Genomic DNA, 22,517 nt, shown 5'->3' with positions numbered 1-22,517 from the left:
CGGGCTGTAGTGGTCAAGAAAAACTGGCCACCGGTTTATAGTTAATCCAGTATTTTTGCTCTGCCTGATTCGGGCTCAAACCGTTGTTATGCTGATGCGGCCGAAGCTGGCTGTAATACCCGATTAAATACTTCAATATGTGATTCTGCGCCTGCACAAATGAACGATATCCATAAGTCGGCATCCATTCTATCTTCAGACTTCTGAAGAAGCGCTCCATTGGTGCATTATCCCAACAGTTACCCCGTCGACTTAAGCTTTGCTTTATCTGGCACTTCCAGAGCGTCTGGCGGAACTTCCTGCTCGTATAATGGCTGCCCTGATCGCTATGGAACATCACGCCTTTAGGACGTCCACGGCTCTCATAAGCCATTTTCAATGCGTTGCTGGTTAACTTACTGTCCGGTGACAGCGACATTGCCCAGCCTACGGGTTTACGGGCGTATAAATCAATGACTATGGCCAGATATGCCCAACGGCTACCGGTCCAGATGTAGGTCACATCGCCACACCACACGCGGTTCGGTGCACTAACGCCAAATTGACGCTCTAAATGATTCGGTATCTCAACATGTTCATCGCCTGTTTTCTTGTATGTATGTCCGGGAACCTGACAGCTGATAAGCCCCAGTTTTTCCATGAGCCGACCGGCACGGTAACGGCTTAATGGTGTGCCCTGGTTGGTCGCCATCTCTGAGATACTGCGGGCTCCCGCAGAGCCTTCGCTCTTGCCGAAAAGCTCCTTAACAAGCGCTATCTCAGCGGTCTTTTTCGCACATATTGGCTGCTTTGAACGTTGTTTCCAGTAACGAAAGCTGCTGCGGTGTATGTTAAACACCTGACATAACTTCTTTACTGAATAGCTCGTCTTGAGTTTCTCGATTATCGAGAATTGTTCAGAGAGTCCGACATCAAGAGAGCTGTAGCCTTTTTTAGAATGTCCTTTTCCGTTTCAACATCACGAAGACGCATCTCAAGCTCACGTATTCGCAGCTGGTCAGGCGTCATTGGTGTGGCTGTGGGTTGCTCACCACCGCGCTCTTTTCTGAGCTGGCGAACCCATTTATCCATGGTCGATACACCGACGTTCATGGCTTCGGCTGCTTCCCTAACTTTATAGTTTTGATCGACCACCAGCTGCGCTGCTTCAAGTCGAAATTGAGGACTGAAATTACGTTTTGGTCTCTTCGTCATCTTGTCACCTAATTGTCTCTTGGTGCATGATAGCACCTCTAATTAGGTGGCCAAATTTAGTTTGCCACTACAGAGACAACTCTGTCTTTCCAAACAGCTTTTATAAGTTGGTCATGAGGCACGATCTCAGGAGCGTGTTCAACAAGCTCCTGCAGTAATCGATAGGACAGTTCTGGTAAAGAAATATCGTCCCCATTTCTTATCACCTTCTTGTTTAAGGGATCTAAAATCAGGTCGTTCCCTACCTTAAAGACATCCATCACTAACTCCACCCTGAGCTGCTAATTATTTGATTTTAAATATTTTTCATCGATTGGTCACCATAAGTCACCCAAAAGGACCATTAAAGTCATGTTTCCTTTCTCATGCTCAGGTAAGTTTTTCAGAGAAACGAAAATATTATCTCATTTTGAACGACTAAGGATGATTATGTATATAAAATTATTAAGTATTCCTGCCCTACTCTTAATCAGTGCTTTTGTAGGAGCAACTGAAATCAAGGCTTCAAAGTTAGATGCTTTTGTTGAGTCTTACGCCGAAAATGATGAATTTAATGGCTCAGTATTAGTTTCTTATCAAGGTGAAGTGTTGCTAAAGAAAGGTTACGGCTATGCCAATATGGAATGGAAAATCCCCAACTCTGTCGATACAAGATTTAGAATAGCCTCGACAACCAAACCTCTTACAGCGGCACTGATTTTAAAATTAGTCGAAGAAGGAAAAATAGATTTAAGTCATTCAATCCGTGATTACTTACCGGGCTATCGCAGTGATACCGGCGGTAAAGTAACTATTCATCAGCTCTTAAACCATACATCAGGGATCCCAAACGTATTCAGTCATCCCGACTTCAAAGATATAGAAGCGAATAACCCTTATAGCCTAAATGACTTTATTTCAAAGTTTTGCAGTGGAGACCTGAAGTTCCAGCCCGGTAGTCAGTTCAGTTATAGCAATGCTGGCTACTCCATTTTGGGTAAAATAATCGAGCAAGTGACCGAGTTAAGTTATAAACAAGCTTTGCAGGATTATATTTTCAATCCGCTAAAAATGCATAACAGCGGGGATTCTTACTCTGGCTATGTTGTTCCAAAAAGTGCTAAAGGGTATGAGAAAACGTTAGGAGGACTGAAACCGGCAAAGAATATTGATATGACTGTCACCTATGCTGCGGGCTCTATTTATTCAACGGTCGGAGACTTATATCAGTTTAGCGAGGCCTTGTATTCAAATCAGATATTTAGTGAAGCACTAAAAAAGAGAGCTTTTACAGCGTCGCCTCATCGCAATTATGGTTATGGCTGGTTGATCACTGAACTACCAAAGGAAAAGTTCGGTAAAAAGCTCACTCAGATACATCATCCGGGTATGATGCCTGGTTTCAATGGTGACGTAATTCGTGTAATTGAAGATGATATTACAATTATTATCCAAAACAACACTGGAGGCGCACCACTTCGTGCTCTGACAGAAGGCATTTTGAGCATTATTTATGAACGCCCGGTTGTTTTTGCAAAAAAACAAATCGAAGATGAGCTCTATTCTAAGCTACGCCAGGATGGAATAGAGGCTGCGATAGAGTCATATATGCAACTTCAGAAATCGAACAAGGGTTTCAGCGAACGTGGCTTAAACTATTTTGGTTATCAACTGATGGAAGTTGAAGAAATAAATGCAGCGATAGCTTTCTTGGGTTCTACCCAAATTTTACGGACACATCCAAAACGAGGCATAATATGCCCATAAGGAGTGTTCATGACCAAACGAAAAAAGTACAGCCCAGAGTTTAAACGTGAAGCCGTAGCTTTGACAAAACAACCCGGTGTGAGTTGTCGCCAGGTTGCTATAGAAATCGGTATTAACCCCAATTTGCTCAGTCGATGGCGGCGTGAAGCCGAGCCATCCTCTAAAGAAGCCTTTAAAGGCTCAGGTAATCCCCGCGATGAAGAGATCGCGAGGCTTAAACGCGAGAATGCCCGGCTTAAGAAGGAACGGGATTTTTTGCGAGAAGCGGCAACGTTCTTCGCAAAAGAGTCGTCCTGAGATATCAGGCGATAGAGCGTTGCCGCGATAAGTTCCCGATACGCTTAATGTGTCGATGCCTGAAAGTGTCGCCCAGCGGATATTATGCCTGGGCAGCACGACCACCCAGTGCCCGGGACGTGGAAAATCAGCGGATCCTGACGCGCATTAAGGAGATCCACGAGGACAGTGGTGGTGTCATTGGCGCACCACGTATGCATGAAGATCTGTCTATTGAAGGTGAAAGGCTGAGTCTGAATCGTGTGGCCCGCTTAATGGCCGTCAATGGCGTTCAGGGCTGGCCTCGTAGGAAAGGACGAGGCCGAAAGCGACAGGCCGCCAGACCCGCTGGTCTTAAAAATCATCTGGCACGTGACTTCACAGCAGCAGAGCCTGAAACTAAATGGGTCACCGATATTACCGAAGTGACAACCACCGAAGGCAAGCTGTTTCTGTGCGTTGTACTCGACTTGTACAGCAAACTCATAGTGGGCTGGTCCATGCATCATCGTCAGGATCGGTACATGGTCATTCGCGCAGTGGAAATGGCCGTCTGGCAACGAACAGCCAATCAGCCTGTGATTTTACATTCAGATCGCGGCTCTCAATTTACCAGTGGTGATTATCAGCGTGCTCTCAAATTTAATAACCTGATCAGCAGCATGAGCGCAGTCGGTCACTGCAGCGACAACGCCGCCTGTGAAGGATTTTTCGGGATATTGAAGCGTGAAAGAGTGAATTACCGCCGCTATCGAACAAGAGATGAAGCACGTTCAGACATCTTTGATTATATTGAACGGTTTCATAATCCAAGAATGCGTCGTAGACTGGCAAAACAAGATCAGCAGTTTAGTGCGATTTTAAACCGTCCGTGATAAAGGGGTAGAACCCCTTTGAGCTCAATGCAAAACAACACCCTGAGTCTTCAAATGCTTTTGACAGTCTCGGAGAGGCCTATCTTGCCAACGAAGAATTTAAGAAAGCCCTAATAGCATATGAAAAATCACTTTCGCTAGATGAGCACAATAAAAATGCATCTGAAGCAATCGATAAGATAAATGAATTACTATGAGCCGTCATTAAATGATTAGAAATACTAAATTTATATTTAGCATCGACCAAGAACTATAATAGTTCTTGGTCCAAGTTGCCCGCTTCAAAGGAAGTGAGTAGAACCATACAACTCATGATGACTTCATTTCTGGTCACCGCTTATTTTCTGCTGCAAGTTATCAAGTCGGGTTTTAAGTGCGTTATTTTCAACATTTTCTTTGTAGCTAATTGCTAACGCTTTCTTTCTCATCTCCAGAGCTTTATTTAATTTACCAGCTGCTTCATAACCATCAGCGAGGCTGTCATATCCATCAGATTTGTTTGGATAACTTTCGGTGTTACTTCTGAAAATTGAGATTGCGGTATCATAGTCCTGCTTTTCTAAAGCATTGTACCCAGCGTGATTGATAGCTTTGTAGCTTGGTTTGGCGTTATACCCATATTTTTTAGAAAGGTCTTTATAGTATTGTTGTATGGCTGTAACCCCTTCCTCGATTACTGCTCCAGAAGGTCGCAGTGAAGTGAGTTGCTTTTGAAACGCGAGGCTCATACCTGCTAGAGCTGTCGTATTGTGGCTCTCAGATACATCCAGATTAGTGTCGTAGCTGAACCCCTCACGATTGCTGGTATTCAATAGTTCTTTATATCGTTCAAATGCACTAAGCATTTGCCCGCCCTCATTCCCCATATTTACGTATAGGTACTTATTTAAGTCTTCTGGTTGGCTCAAGAATTTTGCAGCATCAGAAAAAATGACTTCGCTATCCCACCAAAGGCTCGGACTGAAAGCGAAATAAGCCTGAAACATTTCGGGTCTTGACTGCAGTGCATATACAGATAATAAGCCGCCAAGTGAGTGGCCGGAAAGGATCGCGTAATTATTTGTTCTGTAATTTGAATTTATAAAAGGTTTAAGCTCAGCCTCGATGAAATTAAGAAAGTCGTCTGCCCCGCCAGAAATGCCCCATTGATCATAGCTTTCATCATGGGTAGGTGTGAAATCCCGCGCACGGTGCGTGTTAGTTATGCCAACAATAATCATCTCCTGTGCCATTCCATCCTGACTTAGTAGATCCAATGTTCCGGCAGCATGCGCGAAGTTTCGCTGCCCATCCGTCAGATATAAAACGGGATAAGAAGTATCGGTGTAACGTGAATAATTGTTTGGAAGATGAATAATCAATTCACGTGACTCATCCAAAACCTCAGAATCAATACTAACTATTACTGACTCCCCCCGGACTTTAGCACTGGCTTGCATGGAGATGAATAACATTAAACATACAAAGGCAGGTAAAAACTTATGTCTCATCACAATTCCTTTTTTATGGAGGCACTAGGGCATAAAGCTTACTGTGTATTGTTTTAAATCAGCGACTTGAGATTACATGGTTAATCCGTTTTGTCAAAAGCTCACTGGAAGTAGCATTGAGAGTTTTACTAATTTACGGGGTATACCTTAAACAACCCCTAAAGCAGAAGCTAAGCAAAAGACTTTATGTCCGCTTTGAACTCACAGCCGAATAGCAGACATTGGCATTCTCTATCCTACAAGGTAATGTAGTTTGCAAAATCGAGGTAATACACCTTTAGGACTACGGAATGCCAGCATCTCAGATTGTTTTAAAAGAAGAGCCACCTAATGCATCAGATTTCGCATTAATTAGAAGGTCTGTTGGTTGGGAAAATCCAGAATTACCAATTATTCAAAACAGCATAAATTCTTCTTTATTCTGGGTTTCAGCATATCTTGGCAATCGAATGGTTGGCTGTGGCCGTTTAATTGGCGACGGCTCAATGTACTTCTATGTTCAGGATGTCATCATTCATCCAGAACATCAGAACCTTGGCTTGGGCTCTCAAATCATACAATCTATAAATCAGTACATTGCTGTCAATTGCCCACCTGGTTCAACAGTTGGACTACTAGCAGCAAAAGGAAAAGAAGCGTTTTATCGAAAACATGGTTTTAAACCTCGTAACGGTCAAGAATTAGGCTTGGGCATGTGCCGGTTTATTTAGCTATTTCCCTTAGCGGATAATCTCAGTTTTACTACTGGCTCCTAACGGCCTTAGAGTCCTACTCGCAGGGTGTCATAGAGCCAGGATCGGACATTAACGTCCAGCTTAATTTGTTATGCGCGTTTCTCAACTTTCCACGGTGGGTTCAAGCGGTTCTCACCAGCCCAATAAAGTTTGATTTTGTTACCAGATGGATCTCTTAATATTGCTTCCTTCCATAGATAGCGTTGCTCGGTAGGTTGCTGCTCAAACTGAATTCCTTTTTGACAAAGACGCTGGTAAAGCTCGTCAAGATTTTCATGTTCGAAGTAAATTATCGAATTATTCTCAAAGTCGTCGCTTTCAAGTGATAATGAAAATGTAGAATTGCCCTCTGGACAAGAAAATCTAGCGTAATGCGGTGTATCGACGATTTGAGTAAAACCGAGAGTAAGATAAAAGCTTACGGCATCATCCATATTTTTTACTGGTAGAGTAACCTGGTTAAGTTCCATTCAACAGCCTAGCGTATAACGACTTATTAGAGTGAATTCTTAGTAAAACACAGAGTAAAGGAGATTCAAATTTCCTACACAACCTACACCATTTTTTATAACAAAACTTTACCAAGACGTGTGTCGGTTATGGTCCCTGAACCTATTATAGACAACAATTTAGTGCCGATAGCAATACAGTGTAGCTGACGGTTTTCTAGCAATGGAGTAATGTTAACGCCCTTTATTTGCTAATAAGTTTTGATTGGTATTGCTTCAGAGCGGCACTGTGTTTTTTTCTATGCCATGTTAGCTGACTCTCCGAATGCTTTACCGCATCCGTTTGAAATTTAACCGCGCTTTTAAAGTCTCCTAAGCTTGCATAAGCTTCGGCAACGTAATGGTAACTGTAAGAGTCACCTGGGTAGAGTTCTATGAGTTGTTTTAATACAGAAAGACCCTTTTCAGACTTAGACTCCATGAGGTGGTTGCCGAGATTCTGAATCGAGCGTTTAGGAGATACTTCAAATCCATATTTCTCATCAGATAGAAACTGGTAATGTGCCACTATTGCGTCAACACCTTTTTGAGAAATAGCGGAGTCAGGTGCTAAACCATTATGAATATCATCAAACAGCGTTTCGATGCCTGTAACCGTCGACAATATAGGCAAAGACATAAAGTAATTATCGGCGAGATGCCTTTCGTGCCAGTCTAAGCTGGAAGGTGCATATTGCTGAAGCTGCTTGCTAAGCCTTACATAATCAGCCTGTTGATGGTTTTCTTTGACATTGGTGCCATAACTGAAGAGTAAAAAGCGCGGCTTCTTATCAAGTTTAGATAGCATCTCTTGAGCGTTTGATTGCAAGCCAACAAAGTCATTTTTAAGCTCTGGGCTGACCGCAATATACGCATTCATTAAGTCCGGCTTCCTGAATAATGCTGACAACACAATACTACCGTTATGCCGAAACCCGCTCATGATACGAAATCCGTTAGTGCGGTAGGTATCATCTAGTTCAGTAAACAATTTTTGTTCAAAGAAATCGAGTAGCGGCGTTGTTTCCCCAGAACTGTCAAAAAGCCGCCCCACCGGATTCCCCTGCGCCGGTGTGACAATAATCGTTTTGAGCCAAGGCCATTCTCCATTATGACTCATCCAGTCATGCATCCCTCTTAGATAGGTAGTTGCATGAGGATGAAAGTCAAAAAGCACTGGATAACTCCTGGAGGTTTCCTGTTGGTAACCTGATGGCAATACGACGTTAAATACCAGAGGAACTTCAAACTCGGAATGTTGAATCTCCAGCTGTTTGGTCACTGATGAGGCATGAGTAGTGAAACTGAGGAAAACGACTAATAGGCTTAACAGTATAGCGGAGGCATTCTTCATCGAACTTACACTTTAAATTTTTGTTAACTTAGAGTTAACATTACCATAACGACTTCCTGATGCTAGTGAAAATCGATCTACGGAAGCAGATGGCCATCTAATAGCACGAAGCGAAGATTTGCTATGAGCGAAAGGCTGACACTGATGACTCAGACTCAGTTAGCATTTCCACATACGAACGGTTCAGTTTTTATAAAGTCATGTACTAGCAAAGACGGGTCTTGTCTGTTATTAATACTAAAAATATACAGGTGTATTACTGGGCATTAGAAAAACACCTTATATTAAATTAAACTCCCTCAAGGAAGATAAATGAAATATTTTTATGCAATGCTTGCTTCACTTTTACTATCAAACGTAACACTTGCCAGCGAGCTGACCGCCAAGGTTAACGAATATTTCGAAGCCCAAAAAGCCGTAGAACATAGAGACTCAAAAGAAAGTGATGTTAATAACTTACTGGCCTTACTTACTAAAGACGCAACGTTCGAACACCCCAGATTTGATGCAATTCTATCCAAAGATGAATATAAAGAAGGCCTCCTTAACTACTTAGGAAGTTATGGCGAGTGCGACATCCAGATAAAGAATGTTATTGAAGGACTTAATGCGGTCACCGTCGAATATTTGCACCCCTGCACTGATAAAGAAGGTAATTCAGATCCTGAAAAAAACAAAGAGGCATTGGTTACTTTGTTCGAATTTAAAAGTAATAAGATAAACCTAATTAAGCATTATTTCTGATCCGAAAGTTAGTAATCTTAACCAACTTGTAGGGCTCTAAAAAGCTACTACAATAATTATTGAGCCGAGATATTTTGACGCACACGACCTCAACACCAAGAACGCCTCCCAAGACTAGGCCCCAGTTCCAGGATTCAACTTTCTTCTCACGCTTAGCCGTTTTCATTACTGTCGTTGTATTTTCTGGATTCATTCTTAATGGGATCGTCAACCATGAACAGTTTGGACGATTCACTTTATGGATAGGATTGCATGGAGCATGCAGTGCTGGTTGGTACCTGTTACTTATTAATCAGTTAAGGTTGTCCAGAAACGGTCGTATAGAAGCACATAAACGTATGGGAAAACTCAGTGTCGTGCTGGTAATAGCTATCTTGTCGACTGGTATAATGATGGTGCTGGGACTATACGATTACCTGGTTAATATGGGTGCTTTTGACCCTTCCAATGCAAACGCACGAATACGAGCAGGAGGCTTGATAGGTGGCACCTTTTTGCAGTGGACCATATTTGCAGCTTTATACATTTTGGGCCTGCTTAATATCCGTAACCCGACACATCACAAACGATTTATGTTGGCCTCTGCTATACAAATGATGCCCGAAAGTCTGTCCCGTATTACTCATGTGCTGGGCCTGCCGGGTTACGGGATGCTGATCATTATGTTATCGGTCTACTTATCAATTATGGTGTATGACTGGAGAACGGATCGCCGCCTTCACTGGAGTACCCTTACTTCTCTTGCCCTGTTTATCCTATTGGCGATCTCAATTTACACAGTTTTCCGTTCACAGATTTGGGGAGACTGGATAGTTAACGTGTTAACCGGAATATGATTTTCTAACTGCACAAGGAACGTAATGAAATTTATAGCTTATTTTATACTTCTCATGAGTCTGACTTTCCTGGTCGTAAAGGCTGAAGCCAATAGCGCCTTTGATAAGCTATTAGATCAGTATCATCAACAAATTGGCTTTTCTGGCTCTGTACTCGTCATGAAAAATGGCAAGCCTTTGTTAGCAAAAGCTGCGGGTTATGCAGATGATTCTGTGCCAGAGCCGGTGACTCTACAAACACGTTTTGATATTGGCTCTATTCAAAAGAACCTTACTGCCGTATTAGTTCTTCAAGCTCATGATAAAGGGTTATTGAATCTTGACGATACTCTCGATAAGTTTTCACTGGGTTTCACAGATCCGCAGACGCAGAACATCACAATAAAACACTTACTGGAACATCGCTCTGGTTTTGGTGACATATTTACAGCGGAATACCGTAAGAACCCAAGCAAATACGAAAACATCAGTGAAAAATTGGAAGTTTTGCGACATCATCCCCTGCTGTTCAAACCCGGCAGCAACCGGAAATATTCGAATTATGGCTACATTGTGCTTGGAGCGATTCTCGAGAAAACAACCGACCAGGATTATTGGAAGCTGCTCGAGGAAAATGTTTTTCAGCCTTCACGGAACGTACTTACTCCTAAGCAAGTCAGTCATGTACAAAACACGTTAGCCGAGCCTTATCACTTGAGTTATGACGGGAGGCGGTTGCCGGTACCGCCGAATCTGCGCGAGCATAAATCTCCTGATGGAGGCGGCCAAATGAGTGTGTTTGAGCTTTATGCCTTCTACCATCATCTGTTCATAGATAAAGAATTGTTGTCAGCCAGCAGTTTAAAGACTTTCAGGGCACTACAAAAAGACCAACAGCAGTGGCTGGCGTTTGGCGGTGGGGTTGGTGTGAGCACTGCCGTAGAACTTGATTTTGTCAACGGCACTTGGGTGATTGTACTGGCAAATACAGACCGTTTAGTTGCTGAACGCCTCTCATCAAGACTTAGAAGTCTGGTGGCAACAGGCGAATACGCAGACGTAAAAGTTTCACCTCAACTCTTTACTTACCGTTTTTATAAGCAAAAGAATGAGGAAATATTCGTATCGGAATTTGAGGCTGCTTATAAAAAAGCAGGCTATCGCTCTTTTATGGGTAAAGTTGTAACGGACTTAGCAAGGGAACTCATTGCTGACGAAAAAGGTCACGAAGCTATTCCTTTTTTACGGTTTTTGACTGCGCGTTATCCAGATGTTCCAGACGTTCATGATGGACTCGCATTTGGGTACTGGAGTATAGGGAAAACAGAAAAAGCACAGGAAGTATTTTCAAAGGCTTTGAGTTTACAAAAAGATTATCAGAGCCAATTCAGTACGGATAATTATCAAACCTCAAGCAGTTCAGAAGTTTCAAGTCCACTCTCCACTTCGGTTAAGCAATAAAAACCGTATTACCGAAAAATTGTCGACAATATACCGATAATAACTGAAGCTTATTTATAAAAAAGAGCTTACGAATGTATATTGTCGACAAACAAATTAGATCCGAATGCTATGCTTTTCAACTTCTTTGGGACTTTGAATTCAATCTTGATTGTAGTCAGCTTGGTTGGTGTTTTCTCTCAGGTACGGACTATTTGGTCACGGAAAAAAGGTAACCTGAATAGAGCAACTGAGGCCCTCTCTCTTAATAAGTTTTTCGTGAGCTTTTTGGCTTACTACTCTTTCTTTGTATATGGCATGTCAATAGAGCCTTTTAATCATTTCATTGTTTGGCCGAGGCTGACCGCGGCTCTGTTAGTAGCTGTTATTTTGTATGAAATATGGTTTGACCGGAAAACTGCTGCCCCTCTAACTTTCTTTATTTTCGCGATTTTCTTGCTTGCATCAGGAGCCATTTTCGGACTGACGGCAGGCACATACGAAGATGAAGGACGTCATTTAATGACAGTAATGATTGTTGTAATTACCATCTTCCTTGCACAAGGTTATATTCATCAAATCATCCAGGTTCTTAAGTTAGGCAGCACCGGTGCACTAGATATCAAGATGAGTCAATTCATTTTGCTTATGGATATGTCGACAATCGCATTTGCTTTTGCCATGGGACTCGAAAATGGCTGGCCTCTATTGCTACTAGCAGTAGTTAGTGCCTGTACCAAGCTCATTATCCTTTACCTTTTTCATTGGGCCAGGACAAGCTTGTCAGCAGAGAGAAGGCGCCAGGTTCTAAGCCAAAGGTCAGCAACGAGCGAAAAGCCGACTTTCTGACTTTCGGCCTACTTCAACTAGTGACTAGCCGCCCCGTTATTAGTAAGTGTGGGTGAGACCAATGATGGACGGCATCTTCACTTCGGCAATATTGCGCGCTTTGTTGTTGAGTTGTTTATTTAAGTCGTTTAATGTCAATTACATAACAAAAACTAAAGGTTAGATATTGTGCGCTCGGTGGAGTGTAACTGAGCATGCTCAAATTGCCTTTGCTAACTCGAAACCTTTCGAGGCAGGCATCTTAGCTTGATCAGTAACTTAAGAAGAAAAACTATAAATTGAACGAATTCCGAAGTGCGCACGCACAAAATACAAATGTTACAACTAGGTCACTATGGATGATTTCGAGAAAATTCTGATTACTGGGACTGTGACTATACTGGGTGGCTTCATAATTCATGCGGCATCGCAGCTGTTCTTGAAGTTATTCATCGAGCCGCTTCAAAGGTACCGACAATATAAGGCCGAAGCAGTCATGCTTTTAAGCTTCTACTCGAACCTGCTCCACTCCAGGTTGCGCGAAGATGATGATCAAGGATATCGGGACAGGTATTACAAAGCCCAAGACGAAATACGAACGTGCATGGCCAACATAAAGGCATCGTATTATTCGATCTCTCCTCGGTGGCTTGCAATCGTTTTGCGTGCTATTCCGAAGAAAACACGATTCAAGGAAGCTACAAAAAACCTATTGACGCTGTCGTTCTTGGGGCAATTGCTGACCGAGGACGATGGCCACAAAAAAAATATGGAGTTGGCACAGTCAACTGTGGAGATATTGGGGGCCGAGTGGTAGTTCGTTGTAACAATCGCGTCAAAGGCGACGCTCGTACCTCGCGCGTTTTACGCGGGCGTTAGTTTCACAAGGAAAGTTTGTGCGAATATTTAAAATTCTTTTATCTGTTTTTATATTGCTTCTTTTTGCGTCTTTTATCTTTTTTAAAAAGGATGCGATAGCATGCGAAATGATCGGGCAGACACATTTTTCTAAGATTTCAACAAATCTCTATGTTGATGACAGTCTTGACGAAGCACAGAAATCGAACTTGATAGAAGCAATAAATGATGCAATCGAAAGAGTTTCAAATGTGTATGGTAACCCTATATCTTCACCAAGAATTATTGCTACAACTGAGGAAAAGTACTCCAGTTTTGGCTTTAATCCAACGGGCATGCAAGCATCAGGGTTCTTTAGAGAGTGCATATTTCTAGGCCCTAAGGGGCTGAACACAGACGTGATAGCGCATGAATTTGTTCATGCAGAGGTAAGGTACAGAACTGGCCCTCTTGTAGAGCTTACGCAATTACCAGCCTGGTTTATTGAAGGAACAGGTATTAAAGTTGACTATCGCAGACCTTTTTTACTTGAAAATATAGAGATAACAGAGGAAGAACTAGCAAAAGTTAAATCTATTTTTTTTCTAAGCGACTTTCCAAATACAAGTGTGAAATACTACCAAGCATCAAGAATAGCGGTTGAACCAATGCATACTAAAAGTTTGTACTCAGGATTGGAAAGGTTAAACAATGGAGAGAAGTTTGAAGTGGTATTTAGGTTGTGAAACTAACAAGGCGCTACTACGGAAAGTTTACTCGCTGAGGCTCCTATATTTCCGCAGAGCGTGGCGTTAAGTGGCAATAGGAATTATGAATATACTATTAGGAGTTCTCGCAGTAGCGACACTCTTGTCAGGTTGCGCCTCTGCATATTATTGGTATCAATCCAGTAAGGTTATGGTTATGCCTATGGAAATGATTAACGGCGAGCTGCAACCTATTCCTGTTGAATCAAACCCAACTGAGTGGATAAGGGCAGTTTATTTAGGTATTGAGAAGGCAGGAGACTTTAATAAAAAAGCATCCGTATATACAGCAATTGCTGTTTTTCTCAGTGTTGTGGCATCGCTCATCAGTGTGCTCAGTGCAAGTGCCACTTAACAAGTCAAGGCAGAAGGTCGCTGCTTGAGGCGTTAGAAGAGAGGGATCGTCGAGATGAACTAGGCTCATACGGAGTATCGCCAAGAGATTGGAGCATACCTGGTTAGCTTCCCAAGCGAAGTGCCATTGAATGCATTAAAGATGTGGGGGTCTGAATTTACCTTTGAGCTTCAAGCTTGCCCCGCATTTCCGCGTTTTCGATTAACAGTTTTGCGTTTTGCTGTGCAAGGCTATCTAGCTCTGTTTGCAGTTCATCAAGTTCACTCTCCAGCTTTTGTACACATTCATCTGCAGAGCGTTCACTTTCCTTATAATGCTCTAGTGCCTGTTCGTGAGTCGCTTCAAGGCTTTTAAGGCGTCGCTCGAAAAGCTGCTGCGCATCGTGGTAAGCAGCAATTGCCATATGCTCCATTGCGTGAGTGACTTTACCGATTAAGGTCTGGACGTTTTCGGCATAAACATTAGGAAGCGAATCAAACGTTAAGTTCTCTCGGTTGCAGTCATAAAGTGGGTCATCTCGATTATCGCAGTACGCCTGCCAAATACTCTTAATGCGAGCGAGCCCGCCACGGTCGCCAAGCTCTTTGCGGATAGCGCCCGGATTCGGGCGCTTTCCTCGTTTTTCCAACGCTAAGCCAGCGTCGATAATTTCCTGCTCAGTAACTTCCGCGTGGCGAGCCATAACAGTCTCCTTTCAACGAAATTAATTTAATTAATGAAATTAAAGTTTCGTGAGCACTTAGACGAAAGCCGGTGTATCAATCTCGGCCTCAGCAAGAAATGCCATCGATTGCTGACTGATCACACTACTCTTGACTGATCGAGCCAGGACGTCATAGAGCAAGGCATGGTTTTGACTGCATGTGTGCTCGCGAAAAACGCCAGACGTCCAGATATGGCGCAGCTGATTAGCCAAAGATGGTGAGTGGCTTTCAAGGTTATGTAACGCATCAGCACATACCTCGAGGGTCAGCAGCTCAGGCTCAACCAGAGTACCCAGAGCGGTTTTCGTAGCACCAGCACTTAGCGTTCGCGTTTTACCGATACCATGTAATAGCGCAGCGACAACCGCAACATCACGCTCAATATCAGTCAACGCATGAACACCTGACACATTCCACGCAACCTCAACAGCATGCTCAAGTAACCCACCGACATAACTGTGATGGTCTCGTAACGTGGCTGGGCATTGCAGGAATGAGATTCCGACTTTTGGCTGGAGCAACACATCATCTACAAAGCTCCGCATTAACGATGACTGGATACGAGCATAAAGCACCAAAAAGGCTTGAAATACCGCGGGCTGAGGGCACTGAGAAATAGGGAGCACTGATAAGCTATTACCCAGGCGTTTGCTGGCAGCTGCGCAAGTTAAATTCTTACACACCCGGACAATTCCAACGCGAGTTGGTAGCGCTGCAACTTCAACATGAACCATGCTGTGCTCAAGAATCACCTCATCGGCAACTTGGTCATGTCGGGCAATAACAGTAAGGTCGCCAGAGCTATCAGATAGAGTCAGTTCAAACGCTTCGTTATCTCGTTCGGAAGACACCGGCGTTATCGTCGAAAGGTAATAACGTCCGATAAAACGTCGATAAATGGCAGCATCAATCAAAAGCGGCTGTACAGTTTCATGAGTTGTTGTATTCATAGTCATTCTCCAAGAAATATTAAATCGTTAACGTGACTAGAGCGAAGCTCTTACGCACCATCTGGCTTAAAGTCGTTGAAATTAGATTTGAGCAGCCGCTCGAAAGCTGAGCCGTCCTGGCGGGTCAGGTTCGGGACATAGCGCGAGTACACTCGAAACAGCATTTCGGTCGTCGAGTGGCCCATTTGGCGAGCAATCCATTCAGGGCTCTCCCCCGCTGCCAACCAAAGCGTGGCCGCCGTGTGGCGCGTTTGATAAGGTCGGCGTTTACGTAACTCCAAATGCCGTAGCAGTGGGTACCAGACGCGTTTGGTGACGTTGTTATGAGACAGTGGCGAGCCATTGCGGGTACAAAAGACAAACTTCATGTCTCCTGTTGCCTTCTGCTGTCGCTTAAGCGCATCAAGCACCAGCTGACTCATTTCAATCGCGCGGAACGAGCCATCAGTTTTGGTGCTCTGTATTTCACCGTTAACGATCGTGCTTCGAACCATGATTTGCCGACGCTCAAAGTCCACCGCATCCCACTGCAAGCCATCGATTTCCGCTGTTCGCATACCGGTGAAAAAGCGCACCGTGTAGTAGTCCCGAAAATCGGGACGTACCTTTTCGATGATGAGGCGAACCTCATCGATGGAGAATGGTTCAACATCCGTACGCGCAACTTTAAGCGATTTAATTCCCTGGTAAGGTGAGCTAAAATTGCAGCGGTTGGCTGCTTCATTCAAAATCATGCGCAATGGCGTCATGATGTGGTTTATCCGCGACGGCGATAACGGTTTTTTGCTTCGGGTTGTAACTTTGGCGAGTGAGGCCCGAAACTCAAGAACTTCCGCTTTGGTGATGCGGCCAACTTCCCTTTCCCCAAAGGCTGGTACTAAATACTTATCTAATGTATTTCGCACCGTGTCAGCGTGGGACGTTCGCCACTGAATACGCATTTCAGCGAACCAGGTATCCACAAACTCACTGAAAAGGGGCGTATCCAAATGCTGACTGCGCACTTGCATCTCCTTGAATTGCTGCGCCTTGGGGCTACCTGGGAAATGCTTGCCATAATCAAAGGTGCCGAGAGTGATTTCCGCTTCAATCCGATCGAGCAACTTCTGCACCCGTTTACGATTTTCCCGCGTATCCTCAAGCGAGGTTTGTTCGCGACAACGCTTGCCCTTGTAACGGAAGTCGATGAACAACTTACCGGTCTCAGGGCGTGCATTAACACTACCCATGAGCCATGCCCCCTTTTACCATCGGAATAGCAAGTGAACCTGACGATGCCTGACCTATGTCACGCTGAATGGCTTCCCACAGAAACAAGATCTTTCTGCCTCCAAAAGGACGGATATAGTGAATGCCCTCATGCAGCACCGAATCTTTCAGCTGTTCCCGAATAGTGCGAGGATCATATTTAATCCTCTCTGCCAGTTCGGCAGTTGTTAAAAGTGTCATGTCATTTAACATGGCAAACTCCCCAGTTGGTTGATACACTGAATGGCATAACGTATTCCTAAAGTTCAAATTGCCATCCTTAATGACATATTAACACGCAAAATATCATTTGCAATGTTTTTTTGTCATTTAAGATGACATTTCTTGAGAGGTAGTCATGATTAAGTGTCATTTAGCGCGAATGATGGGCGAGCGAAAGCTCAAGATAATGGACGTTGCACGCGATACTGGATTGAATCGCAATACCGTGACATTGTTGTATAAAGAAACCGCTCAACGAATTGATTTCGCTGCTTTGGAAGGGCTCTGTCGGTATTTTGATTGTGAGGTTGGTGATATGTTACAGGTTAGCGACGAGTGAACTCTCTCACCCAACTGAGTACGTTGCCCGTTGGAAGACCTCTGGTAGCTCAGTACTTCTCTTGCTTACGTTGGGTGTTCTAAAAAGGTGAGTAATAAAGCTTGTGAACTCAATATACATTAGCGAGCAAATCCGCGTAGCTTGACCCACCATGATGGAGACGAATATCTAATATGTCATTTAATTTATCAATTCCCACGACATCGAAAGTTCCTTTAGAGCTCACAGTAGACGCTGGAGAAATGCTTTTTATTCTAGGCGCAAACGGCACCGGTAAATCGAGCCTCATGCAAGCTTTTGCCTCTGCTAACAGCGACAAAGCCCGAAGAGTTACAGCTCATCGGCAAATTTGGTTTAGGTCGGGATCGCCAGAGTTCACAGGAAAGCAGCGTACAGACTATGAGGGAAGGATATTTCACCATGATCAGCAGGCAAACGCGCGTTGGATGGATGAGTACGCGGAGCAGCGCGCTCAGATGGCGATCTACGATTTAGTTAATTCGGAGAACAAGCGTTCTCGGAGTATCGCGCGAGCCGTCGACGAAAAGGACACAGCCGAAATCAATGACCTTTCAAATCAAGACGGAGCATTTAGGATACTGAACCGCATACTCCGGCTTGCTAATCTCGACATCGCTATATCTATCGAAGAAAACGACGAGATTGTGGCGACCCGAAGCGATAGCAAGCCATATAGTATCGCAAAACTCTCTGATGGAGAGCGCAATGCAATCCTGATTGCCGCTAATATTTTAACCGTGTCCCCGGGAACACTCCTCCTTATAGACGAACCAGAGAGACACTTGCATCGTTCAATCGTGTCTCCGCTCCTGTCGCTTCTACTCAAAGAGAGACCAGATTGCGCATTAATCGTATCTACACATGAGCCTTTACTTCCAGTGGACAATCCAGGCTCAAGCGTTCTCCTAACTCGTGCTTGTGTTTACGAGAGCAAGAGCGAGAACGAGAACAGCGCTTTTTACGACATTGATTTTCTCAAAAGCTCCGACGGCATTGATGATGACTTAAAAAGCAATATTTTAGGCGAGCGTCGGAAGATTGTGTTCGTCGAGGGGGTAGAGCATAGCCTTGATAAACCGCTTTACAGCCTTCTGTTTCCAAATGCATCAGTCGTGGCTAAGGCAAATTGCCGAGACGTTGAGAATGCAGTTGTCGGCATCAAAGGCACGTCTGAACTCCACTGGGTGAAACCGTTCGGGTTGGTGGACAATGACTCTTCAGAGCCAGAACGAATTATCGACTTACAAGCTAAAGGCGTGATTCCGTTGACCGTATATTCGGTCGAATCAATCTACTATCATCCTGAGCTGCAGAAACTGGCGGGTGAAAAACTTGCTGCAGTCGTCGATGGAAATCTCTCGGAAATGTTGGATAAAGCAAATCGAGATGCCATCAAAGCTATCCGTGCTAGCGCTGGACACCTGAGTTCAAAAATCGCTGAAAAGTCTGCGAGAGAGCAAGTATTTTCGCTTCTCCCAAAGAAAGGCGAAATAGCGAACGGCGGTAAGCGTTCCGTGGAAATAGATTTCGCTAAGTGTGCTGACGATGAAAAAGCACGTATTATGGCATTAATCGATGCGAACAACTTCACGGGTATTCTGCAGAGATACCCAATACGAGAATCGCCAGCCCTCGACGCCACTGCCAAGGCGCTTAACTACACAAATCGCACACAGTACGAGGCAGCAGTTAGAAACCTCTTAGTAAACGACTCGAAAGCGGTAAAGCTTGTACAATCTTTGCTCGGTCCGCTTCCAAGTGATCTGGTCGCGTAAACGATACAGTGGTCGCTTAACAAAGCAGCCCCAGAGAGGAACATGCACAAGCAACCTCATTATTTCGAAAGATCACAAGCCAGCGTGACACTTAAACATCTATGAATGAACAACGCGAAATGATTAAGTACCATGAGCTCGCTAAAGAAGCCAGAAGGAAACTGGCTCAGACATTAGACATACCTCACGAAGAAGAGACGCATTAAATGGCAATTAAGCAAAAAGATATAAAACTTCTCTGGGGGCGTTCGGGGAATCGGTGCGCAGTTTGTAAAGTAGAGCTTACCCAAGATAAAAATGCCGTAAACTCTTCTTTTGCATTAGGCGAACAAGCTCATATTGTCGGAGAGAAGTCTGGTTCGGCAAGGAGTCAAAGTTTACTTGACGTTGACAAGCGGAACTCTTACCACAACTTAATCCTTCTTTGCCCTAATCATCATACTGAAGTAGATAATAACGAAGACGATTGGCCCGTGGAAAAATTATTCCATATCAAGTCAAAACATGAGCTCTGGGTTAACGAAACATTAAGTGAAACGGTGAATCAAGCCAAGCTTGCTAGTGCAACAGCTGTTACAAGCATCATTGATGCTGCCGTTACTATGTGTCGACTCGAAGAATGGGATATTTGGACCAGCCATAGTTTAAGCGCCGACCCGAACTGGGATAGCAACTTTCCCTCTGAAATATTTGAATTCAGCCTCAGGGTAAAAAAAGCTATTTGGCCAGAAGAATTTGATGAGCTGAAAAGAGCTACAACTACTTTAGCTTTATCCTTAAATTTTGCAGCACAAACTTTTCTTAGACATGGCGAACTTCACGGCGAGAGATATTTCCCTAATAAGTTTTATAAGTCTGGTGGTTGGAACTCCAATTATAACAAAGATTTATCTCGGTATGAGGAATGGATTTATACATGTCATGATGCTATTCGGGAAAGCACAAATGCTGCTAATTGGTTTGCTGATGTCGTAAGGAGAGATATAAATCCAATGTTCTTCGCTGAAACAGGTAAGTTTCTAGTTGTTGAAGGAGATGTTATGGGATTTGAAGGGAAAATTTTGGAGTATACTAAAGAGGAAAAGGATTCTTTACCGCAATCAAAATTCGCTTGATCTCGCACCATCACCAAAAAACTTTGGCTAGAGGTCACAAAATAGCGCCAACGAAATCTTTCACGTATTTGCGGCCACAATCTGGACACAGAATGGACACAGCCCTGATCCGCAGCAAAATCAGCCACAACAGCTAACAGTCACACCGAAAAAGTATCAAAGAGAGGGCTTAAGAATAAATACGAAAGGGAGAAAATCGCTACAAGCCAAGGAAATGGCGCGCCCGACAGGAGTCGAACCTGTGACCTCCGCCTCCGGAGGGCGGCGCTCTATCCAGCTGAGCTACGGGCGCATTTCCAAATTTTGACTTCTAACCACTGTGCCTATTTACCGAATGACTCCTGCCTCCGGAGGGCGGCGCTCTATCCAGCTGAGCTACGGGCGCGTAGTTAGGAGTCTTCAGAGCAGGCGTGGATTTTAGGGAATATCCGCTGCAATGTCCAGTGCTGCAAACCGCGCATGTACCACTAACAATAACCTATAAGCTGCTCGGCTCGGCGCCGCAAGGCTTGTTTTAAGCTGTCGGGGCTTATAATGGTGAAGTCGAAAGGTAAGCGAACCAGCCACCAGGCAAACCATTCTGTGCTGTCTACCACGGTTTCAATAAATATCGCGTTGTCTTCCTGGGTTAAAATACTGGCGCTTGTGCCTAGCTCGCGGGTCGCTGTGTCCAGGTCCGTATGTAATAAAACTCGCACTTTCAGGTTGCCTGGCATGGCGCACAGGCTTTGTTTGAACTGCTCGGCAGCGTTGTAGTTTAAAGGCCTTTCAAAGGTTGCTTTAAGTAATGTCACTTCGGCTAAACGGTCTAATCGAAAGGTACGGAGCGCTTGGCGCAAATGGCAGAATCCGCCTATATACCAATGCCCGAGTCTATAGAACATACCATATGGGTCTAGCTTGCGCGGCTGCTCGGGCTCGGCTTTGCCCACATACACAACTTGTACCCGCCGCTGGCTCTCTATGGCTTCCATTAACGGCATCAATAACGACTGCTCCTGCGGCAGTCCAGAGTCGGGCAATAACAGGTTTGTATGCTGACTAATGGAACGAGCCCTTGCCTGAATATGCTCTGGCATAACGCGCTCAAGTTTCGCCTGAACGCTGGTCAGCGCAGGCGAGGTATCGGTCAGCTGAAGACTCTTCGCGGCCAACAAGCCTAGCGAGAGCGCCAGCGTTTCTTCATGAGTAAACATCATCGGCGGCAGCTTAAAACCGGCAACCAACATATAGCCTCCATGAGGGCCATGCTCTGTGGTAACCGGAATACCCAACTCCTCAAGCGCACTGATATAGCGCCTGACCGTGCGTTTATCCACGCCTAGCATTTCAGCAATTTCAGTGCCACTCAAACGTTTGTGAGACTGCAATAACTCCAGTAAGGCGAGTACTCGTGTTGTTGGGCCGGTCATAATTTTCCTGATAAAAGGCGATGAAAATAAATTTAGATAAATATTTTTATATAGGCCTAATTATGACCTATATAGCCAATATAGTTCTTATCAGAAATAAAACCCATAATAAAAAGGAGCTAAGCTATGAAAGAAAATATGTCTAAAAACAACAAAGAAATCGTTTTCTATACTAACCCTGAGTCCCGGGCACGCATTGTTCGTCGTATGCTGGAAGAGGTTGGCGAGCCGTATACGGTCAAAGTACTTAACTACAATGGCGAGATGAAAACACCCGAGTATCTGAAAGTTAATCCGTTAGGGAAGGTTCCGGCAATACAACACGGCGATTTGGTTGTTACGGAAACCGCGGCGATTTGTGCCTACCTGGCCGATCAGTTTCCGGAAAAAAACTTAGCCCCACCGCTGGACAGCCCGGAACGGGGAACTTACTACCGTTGGTTATTCTTTGCGGCCGGCCCGGTAGAAATGGCAAACAGCGCCAAAGCCTGTGGCTGGAACCTCGAAGATAACCTGCAAACGGTTGGCTCTGGTAGTCACGACGATGTTCTGAAAGCTCTTGAATTAGCCGTTTCTAAAGGGCCTTATATTTGTGGCGAGCAATTTACCGCGGCAGATGTATACGTTGGTAGTCATATTAGCTGGGGCATGCAGTTCAAAACGCTCGAGGAGCGGCCTTCATTTAAAAGTTACGTCAAGCGCATTGAAGAACGCCCCGCTTTCCAGCGAGCAACAAAACTCGATGACGAATTGAGTAAAGGCTAGAGCGTCTGAAAATAAGCAGCCA

At 44.3% G+C, this 22,517-nt stretch carries 23 protein-coding genes, 1 tRNA gene and 1 pseudogene; 14 read left to right on the top strand and 11 right to left on the bottom strand.

Translation table 11 applies throughout. The features are described from left to right. Positions 1 to 13: 13 nt before the first annotated feature. Positions 14 to 1,194 (bottom strand): IS3 family transposase gene (locus DEU30_RS06525; protein ID WP_114981790.1). Its coding sequence is split into 2 segments (ribosomal slippage): positions 14 to 927 and positions 927 to 1,194, totalling 1,182 coding nucleotides; the frame shifts between segments, so codons are not numbered across the junction. A gap of 56 nt (positions 1,195 to 1,250) precedes the next feature. Next, entirely contained in the window at positions 1,251 to 1,454 is a 204-nt protein-coding gene (locus DEU30_RS06520; RefSeq protein WP_114981791.1) for a winged helix-turn-helix domain-containing protein, read from the bottom strand. A gap of 169 nt (positions 1,455 to 1,623) precedes the next feature. Between DEU30_RS06520 and DEU30_RS06515 the strand changes: the two genes are divergently transcribed. Next, positions 1,624 to 2,940: a serine hydrolase domain-containing protein gene (locus DEU30_RS06515; RefSeq protein WP_166649031.1), complete on the top strand. Its 1,317-nt coding sequence runs from the start codon at positions 1,624 to 1,626 to the stop codon at positions 2,938 to 2,940. A gap of 9 nt (positions 2,941 to 2,949) precedes the next feature. Further along, a pseudogene (locus DEU30_RS06505) lies at positions 2,950 to 4,102 on the top strand (IS3 family transposase). A 309-nt stretch (positions 4,103 to 4,411) separates the two neighbouring features. Here DEU30_RS06505 and DEU30_RS06500 read toward each other — a convergent pair. After that, entirely contained in the window at positions 4,412 to 5,581 is a 1,170-nt protein-coding gene (locus DEU30_RS06500; RefSeq protein ID WP_114981794.1) for an alpha/beta hydrolase-fold protein, read from the bottom strand. A 290-nt stretch (positions 5,582 to 5,871) separates the two neighbouring features. On the opposite strand from DEU30_RS06500, the gene DEU30_RS06495 reads away from it, so the two are divergent. Then, entirely contained in the window at positions 5,872 to 6,291 is a 420-nt protein-coding gene (locus DEU30_RS06495) for a GNAT family N-acetyltransferase (protein WP_114981795.1), read from the top strand. A 113-nt stretch (positions 6,292 to 6,404) separates the two neighbouring features. Here the strand turns inward: DEU30_RS06495 and DEU30_RS06490 are convergent, their stop codons facing one another. Further along, the gene (locus tag DEU30_RS06490; RefSeq protein ID WP_114981796.1) at positions 6,405 to 6,785 is read right to left on the bottom strand and encodes a VOC family protein; all 381 of its coding nucleotides are present in this window, start codon (positions 6,783 to 6,785) and stop codon (positions 6,405 to 6,407) included. A gap of 223 nt (positions 6,786 to 7,008) precedes the next feature. Then, complete coding sequence (locus DEU30_RS06485) at positions 7,009 to 8,157, bottom strand: esterase (RefSeq protein ID WP_114981797.1); 1,149 nt, start codon at positions 8,155 to 8,157, stop codon at positions 7,009 to 7,011. A gap of 312 nt (positions 8,158 to 8,469) precedes the next feature. Here DEU30_RS06485 and DEU30_RS06480 point away from each other — a divergent pair, with 312 nt between their 5' ends. The 7 genes from DEU30_RS06480 (at position 8,470) to DEU30_RS06450 (ending at position 13,943) form a co-directional block, all read left to right on the top strand. Further along, positions 8,470 to 8,901 carry a nuclear transport factor 2 family protein gene (locus DEU30_RS06480; protein WP_114981798.1) on the top strand — a complete coding sequence of 144 codons (432 nt, stop codon included), beginning with the start codon at positions 8,470 to 8,472 and terminating at the stop codon, positions 8,899 to 8,901. Between the two features lie 374 nt (positions 8,902 to 9,275). Beyond that, a complete protein-coding gene (locus DEU30_RS06475) occupies positions 9,276 to 9,737 on the top strand; it encodes a hypothetical protein (RefSeq protein ID WP_133493650.1) in 462 nt (153 codons plus the stop codon). A 24-nt stretch (positions 9,738 to 9,761) separates the two neighbouring features. Next, positions 9,762 to 11,177 (top strand): serine hydrolase domain-containing protein, encoded by a 1,416-nt coding sequence (locus tag DEU30_RS06470; RefSeq protein ID WP_114981800.1) that lies wholly within the window; start codon positions 9,762 to 9,764, stop codon positions 11,175 to 11,177. An 81-nt stretch (positions 11,178 to 11,258) separates the two neighbouring features. Continuing rightward, positions 11,259 to 12,005 carry a hypothetical protein gene (locus DEU30_RS06465; protein ID WP_227016334.1) on the top strand — a complete coding sequence of 249 codons (747 nt, stop codon included), beginning with the start codon at positions 11,259 to 11,261 and terminating at the stop codon, positions 12,003 to 12,005. A 334-nt stretch (positions 12,006 to 12,339) separates the two neighbouring features. Then, positions 12,340 to 12,801, top strand: coding sequence for a hypothetical protein (locus DEU30_RS06460; protein WP_114981801.1), 462 nt, complete (start codon positions 12,340 to 12,342; stop codon positions 12,799 to 12,801). Between the two features lie 79 nt (positions 12,802 to 12,880). After that, positions 12,881 to 13,567, top strand: coding sequence for a hypothetical protein (locus DEU30_RS06455; protein WP_114981802.1), 687 nt, complete (start codon positions 12,881 to 12,883; stop codon positions 13,565 to 13,567). Positions 13,568 to 13,652: 85 nt separating this feature from the next. After that, positions 13,653 to 13,943, top strand: a complete 291-nt coding sequence (locus tag DEU30_RS06450; protein ID WP_133493649.1) for a hypothetical protein — start codon at positions 13,653 to 13,655, stop codon at positions 13,941 to 13,943. 157 nt (positions 13,944 to 14,100) lie between these two features. Here the strand turns inward: DEU30_RS06450 and DEU30_RS06445 are convergent, their stop codons facing one another. From DEU30_RS06445 to DEU30_RS06430, 4 genes are read right to left on the bottom strand one after another with little or no spacing between them, the layout of a single operon-like run. Then, on the bottom strand, positions 14,101 to 14,625 hold the full coding sequence (locus tag DEU30_RS06445) for a DNA-binding protein (RefSeq protein WP_114981804.1): 525 nt from the start codon (positions 14,623 to 14,625) through the stop codon (positions 14,101 to 14,103). A gap of 57 nt (positions 14,626 to 14,682) precedes the next feature. After that, entirely contained in the window at positions 14,683 to 15,597 is a 915-nt protein-coding gene (locus DEU30_RS06440) for a hypothetical protein (RefSeq protein ID WP_114981805.1), read from the bottom strand. A 50-nt stretch (positions 15,598 to 15,647) separates the two neighbouring features. Then, the gene (locus tag DEU30_RS06435) at positions 15,648 to 16,826 is read right to left on the bottom strand and encodes a DUF3596 domain-containing protein (RefSeq protein WP_114981806.1); all 1,179 of its coding nucleotides are present in this window, start codon (positions 16,824 to 16,826) and stop codon (positions 15,648 to 15,650) included. Further along, on the bottom strand, positions 16,819 to 17,046 hold the full coding sequence (locus DEU30_RS06430) for a hypothetical protein (RefSeq protein WP_227016335.1): 228 nt from the start codon (positions 17,044 to 17,046) through the stop codon (positions 16,819 to 16,821). The genes DEU30_RS06435 and DEU30_RS06430 overlap by 8 nt, the downstream gene beginning before the upstream one ends. Positions 17,047 to 17,203: 157 nt before the next feature. On the opposite strand from DEU30_RS06430, the gene DEU30_RS06425 reads away from it, so the two are divergent. From DEU30_RS06425 to DEU30_RS06415, 3 genes are all read left to right on the top strand, one after another. Then, positions 17,204 to 17,407 (top strand): helix-turn-helix transcriptional regulator, encoded by a 204-nt coding sequence (locus tag DEU30_RS06425; RefSeq protein WP_114981808.1) that lies wholly within the window; start codon positions 17,204 to 17,206, stop codon positions 17,405 to 17,407. Between the two features lie 173 nt (positions 17,408 to 17,580). Next, on the top strand, positions 17,581 to 19,203 hold the full coding sequence (locus DEU30_RS06420) for an AAA family ATPase (RefSeq protein WP_114981809.1): 1,623 nt from the start codon (positions 17,581 to 17,583) through the stop codon (positions 19,201 to 19,203). A 206-nt stretch (positions 19,204 to 19,409) separates the two neighbouring features. Beyond that, complete coding sequence (locus DEU30_RS06415) at positions 19,410 to 20,318, top strand: HNH endonuclease signature motif containing protein (protein ID WP_114981810.1); 909 nt, start codon at positions 19,410 to 19,412, stop codon at positions 20,316 to 20,318. 215 nt (positions 20,319 to 20,533) lie between these two features. On the opposite strand, the gene DEU30_RS06410 is transcribed toward DEU30_RS06415, so the two are convergent. Further along, positions 20,534 to 20,610: transfer RNA gene (locus DEU30_RS06410), tRNA-Arg, on the bottom strand. Positions 20,611 to 20,785: 175 nt separating this feature from the next. Then, entirely contained in the window at positions 20,786 to 21,730 is a 945-nt protein-coding gene (locus DEU30_RS06405; protein ID WP_114981811.1) for a YafY family protein, read from the bottom strand. A 126-nt stretch (positions 21,731 to 21,856) separates the two neighbouring features. On the opposite strand from DEU30_RS06405, the gene DEU30_RS06400 reads away from it, so the two are divergent. After that, positions 21,857 to 22,495: a glutathione S-transferase family protein gene (locus tag DEU30_RS06400; RefSeq protein WP_114981812.1), complete on the top strand. Its 639-nt coding sequence runs from the start codon at positions 21,857 to 21,859 to the stop codon at positions 22,493 to 22,495. The last annotated feature ends 22 nt before the right edge of the window (positions 22,496 to 22,517 follow it).

Source organism: Idiomarina sp. 017G (genome assembly GCF_004362265.1).
GTDB lineage: Bacteria > Pseudomonadota > Gammaproteobacteria > Enterobacterales > Alteromonadaceae > Idiomarina > Idiomarina loihiensis.
This window is presented reverse-complemented; position numbering and strand designations above follow the sequence as displayed.

Coding starts and splice junctions, on each gene's coding strand:
- DEU30_RS06520 (WP_114981791.1), bottom strand. CDS start 1,454: ATGGATGTCTTTAAGGTAGGGAACGACCTGATTTTAGATCCCTTAAAC.
- DEU30_RS06515 (WP_166649031.1), top strand. CDS start 1,624: ATGTATATAAAATTATTAAGTATTCCTGCCCTACTCTTAATCAGTGCT.
- DEU30_RS06500 (WP_114981794.1), bottom strand. CDS start 5,581: ATGAGACATAAGTTTTTACCTGCCTTTGTATGTTTAATGTTATTCATC.
- DEU30_RS06495 (WP_114981795.1), top strand. CDS start 5,872: ATGCCAGCATCTCAGATTGTTTTAAAAGAAGAGCCACCTAATGCATCA.
- DEU30_RS06490 (WP_114981796.1), bottom strand. CDS start 6,785: ATGGAACTTAACCAGGTTACTCTACCAGTAAAAAATATGGATGATGCC.
- DEU30_RS06485 (WP_114981797.1), bottom strand. CDS start 8,157: ATGAAGAATGCCTCCGCTATACTGTTAAGCCTATTAGTCGTTTTCCTC.
- DEU30_RS06480 (WP_114981798.1), top strand. CDS start 8,470: ATGAAATATTTTTATGCAATGCTTGCTTCACTTTTACTATCAAACGTA.
- DEU30_RS06470 (WP_114981800.1), top strand. CDS start 9,762: ATGAAATTTATAGCTTATTTTATACTTCTCATGAGTCTGACTTTCCTG.
- DEU30_RS06460 (WP_114981801.1), top strand. CDS start 12,340: ATGGATGATTTCGAGAAAATTCTGATTACTGGGACTGTGACTATACTG.
- DEU30_RS06450 (WP_133493649.1), top strand. CDS start 13,653: ATGAATATACTATTAGGAGTTCTCGCAGTAGCGACACTCTTGTCAGGT.
- DEU30_RS06445 (WP_114981804.1), bottom strand. CDS start 14,625: ATGGCTCGCCACGCGGAAGTTACTGAGCAGGAAATTATCGACGCTGGC.
- DEU30_RS06440 (WP_114981805.1), bottom strand. CDS start 15,597: ATGAATACAACAACTCATGAAACTGTACAGCCGCTTTTGATTGATGCT.
- DEU30_RS06435 (WP_114981806.1), bottom strand. CDS start 16,826: ATGGGTAGTGTTAATGCACGCCCTGAGACCGGTAAGTTGTTCATCGAC.
- DEU30_RS06430 (WP_227016335.1), bottom strand. CDS start 17,046: ATGACACTTTTAACAACTGCCGAACTGGCAGAGAGGATTAAATATGAT.
- DEU30_RS06425 (WP_114981808.1), top strand. CDS start 17,204: ATGATTAAGTGTCATTTAGCGCGAATGATGGGCGAGCGAAAGCTCAAG.
- DEU30_RS06420 (WP_114981809.1), top strand. CDS start 17,581: ATGTCATTTAATTTATCAATTCCCACGACATCGAAAGTTCCTTTAGAG.
- DEU30_RS06415 (WP_114981810.1), top strand. CDS start 19,410: ATGGCAATTAAGCAAAAAGATATAAAACTTCTCTGGGGGCGTTCGGGG.
- DEU30_RS06405 (WP_114981811.1), bottom strand. CDS start 21,730: ATGACCGGCCCAACAACACGAGTACTCGCCTTACTGGAGTTATTGCAG.
- DEU30_RS06400 (WP_114981812.1), top strand. CDS start 21,857: ATGAAAGAAAATATGTCTAAAAACAACAAAGAAATCGTTTTCTATACT.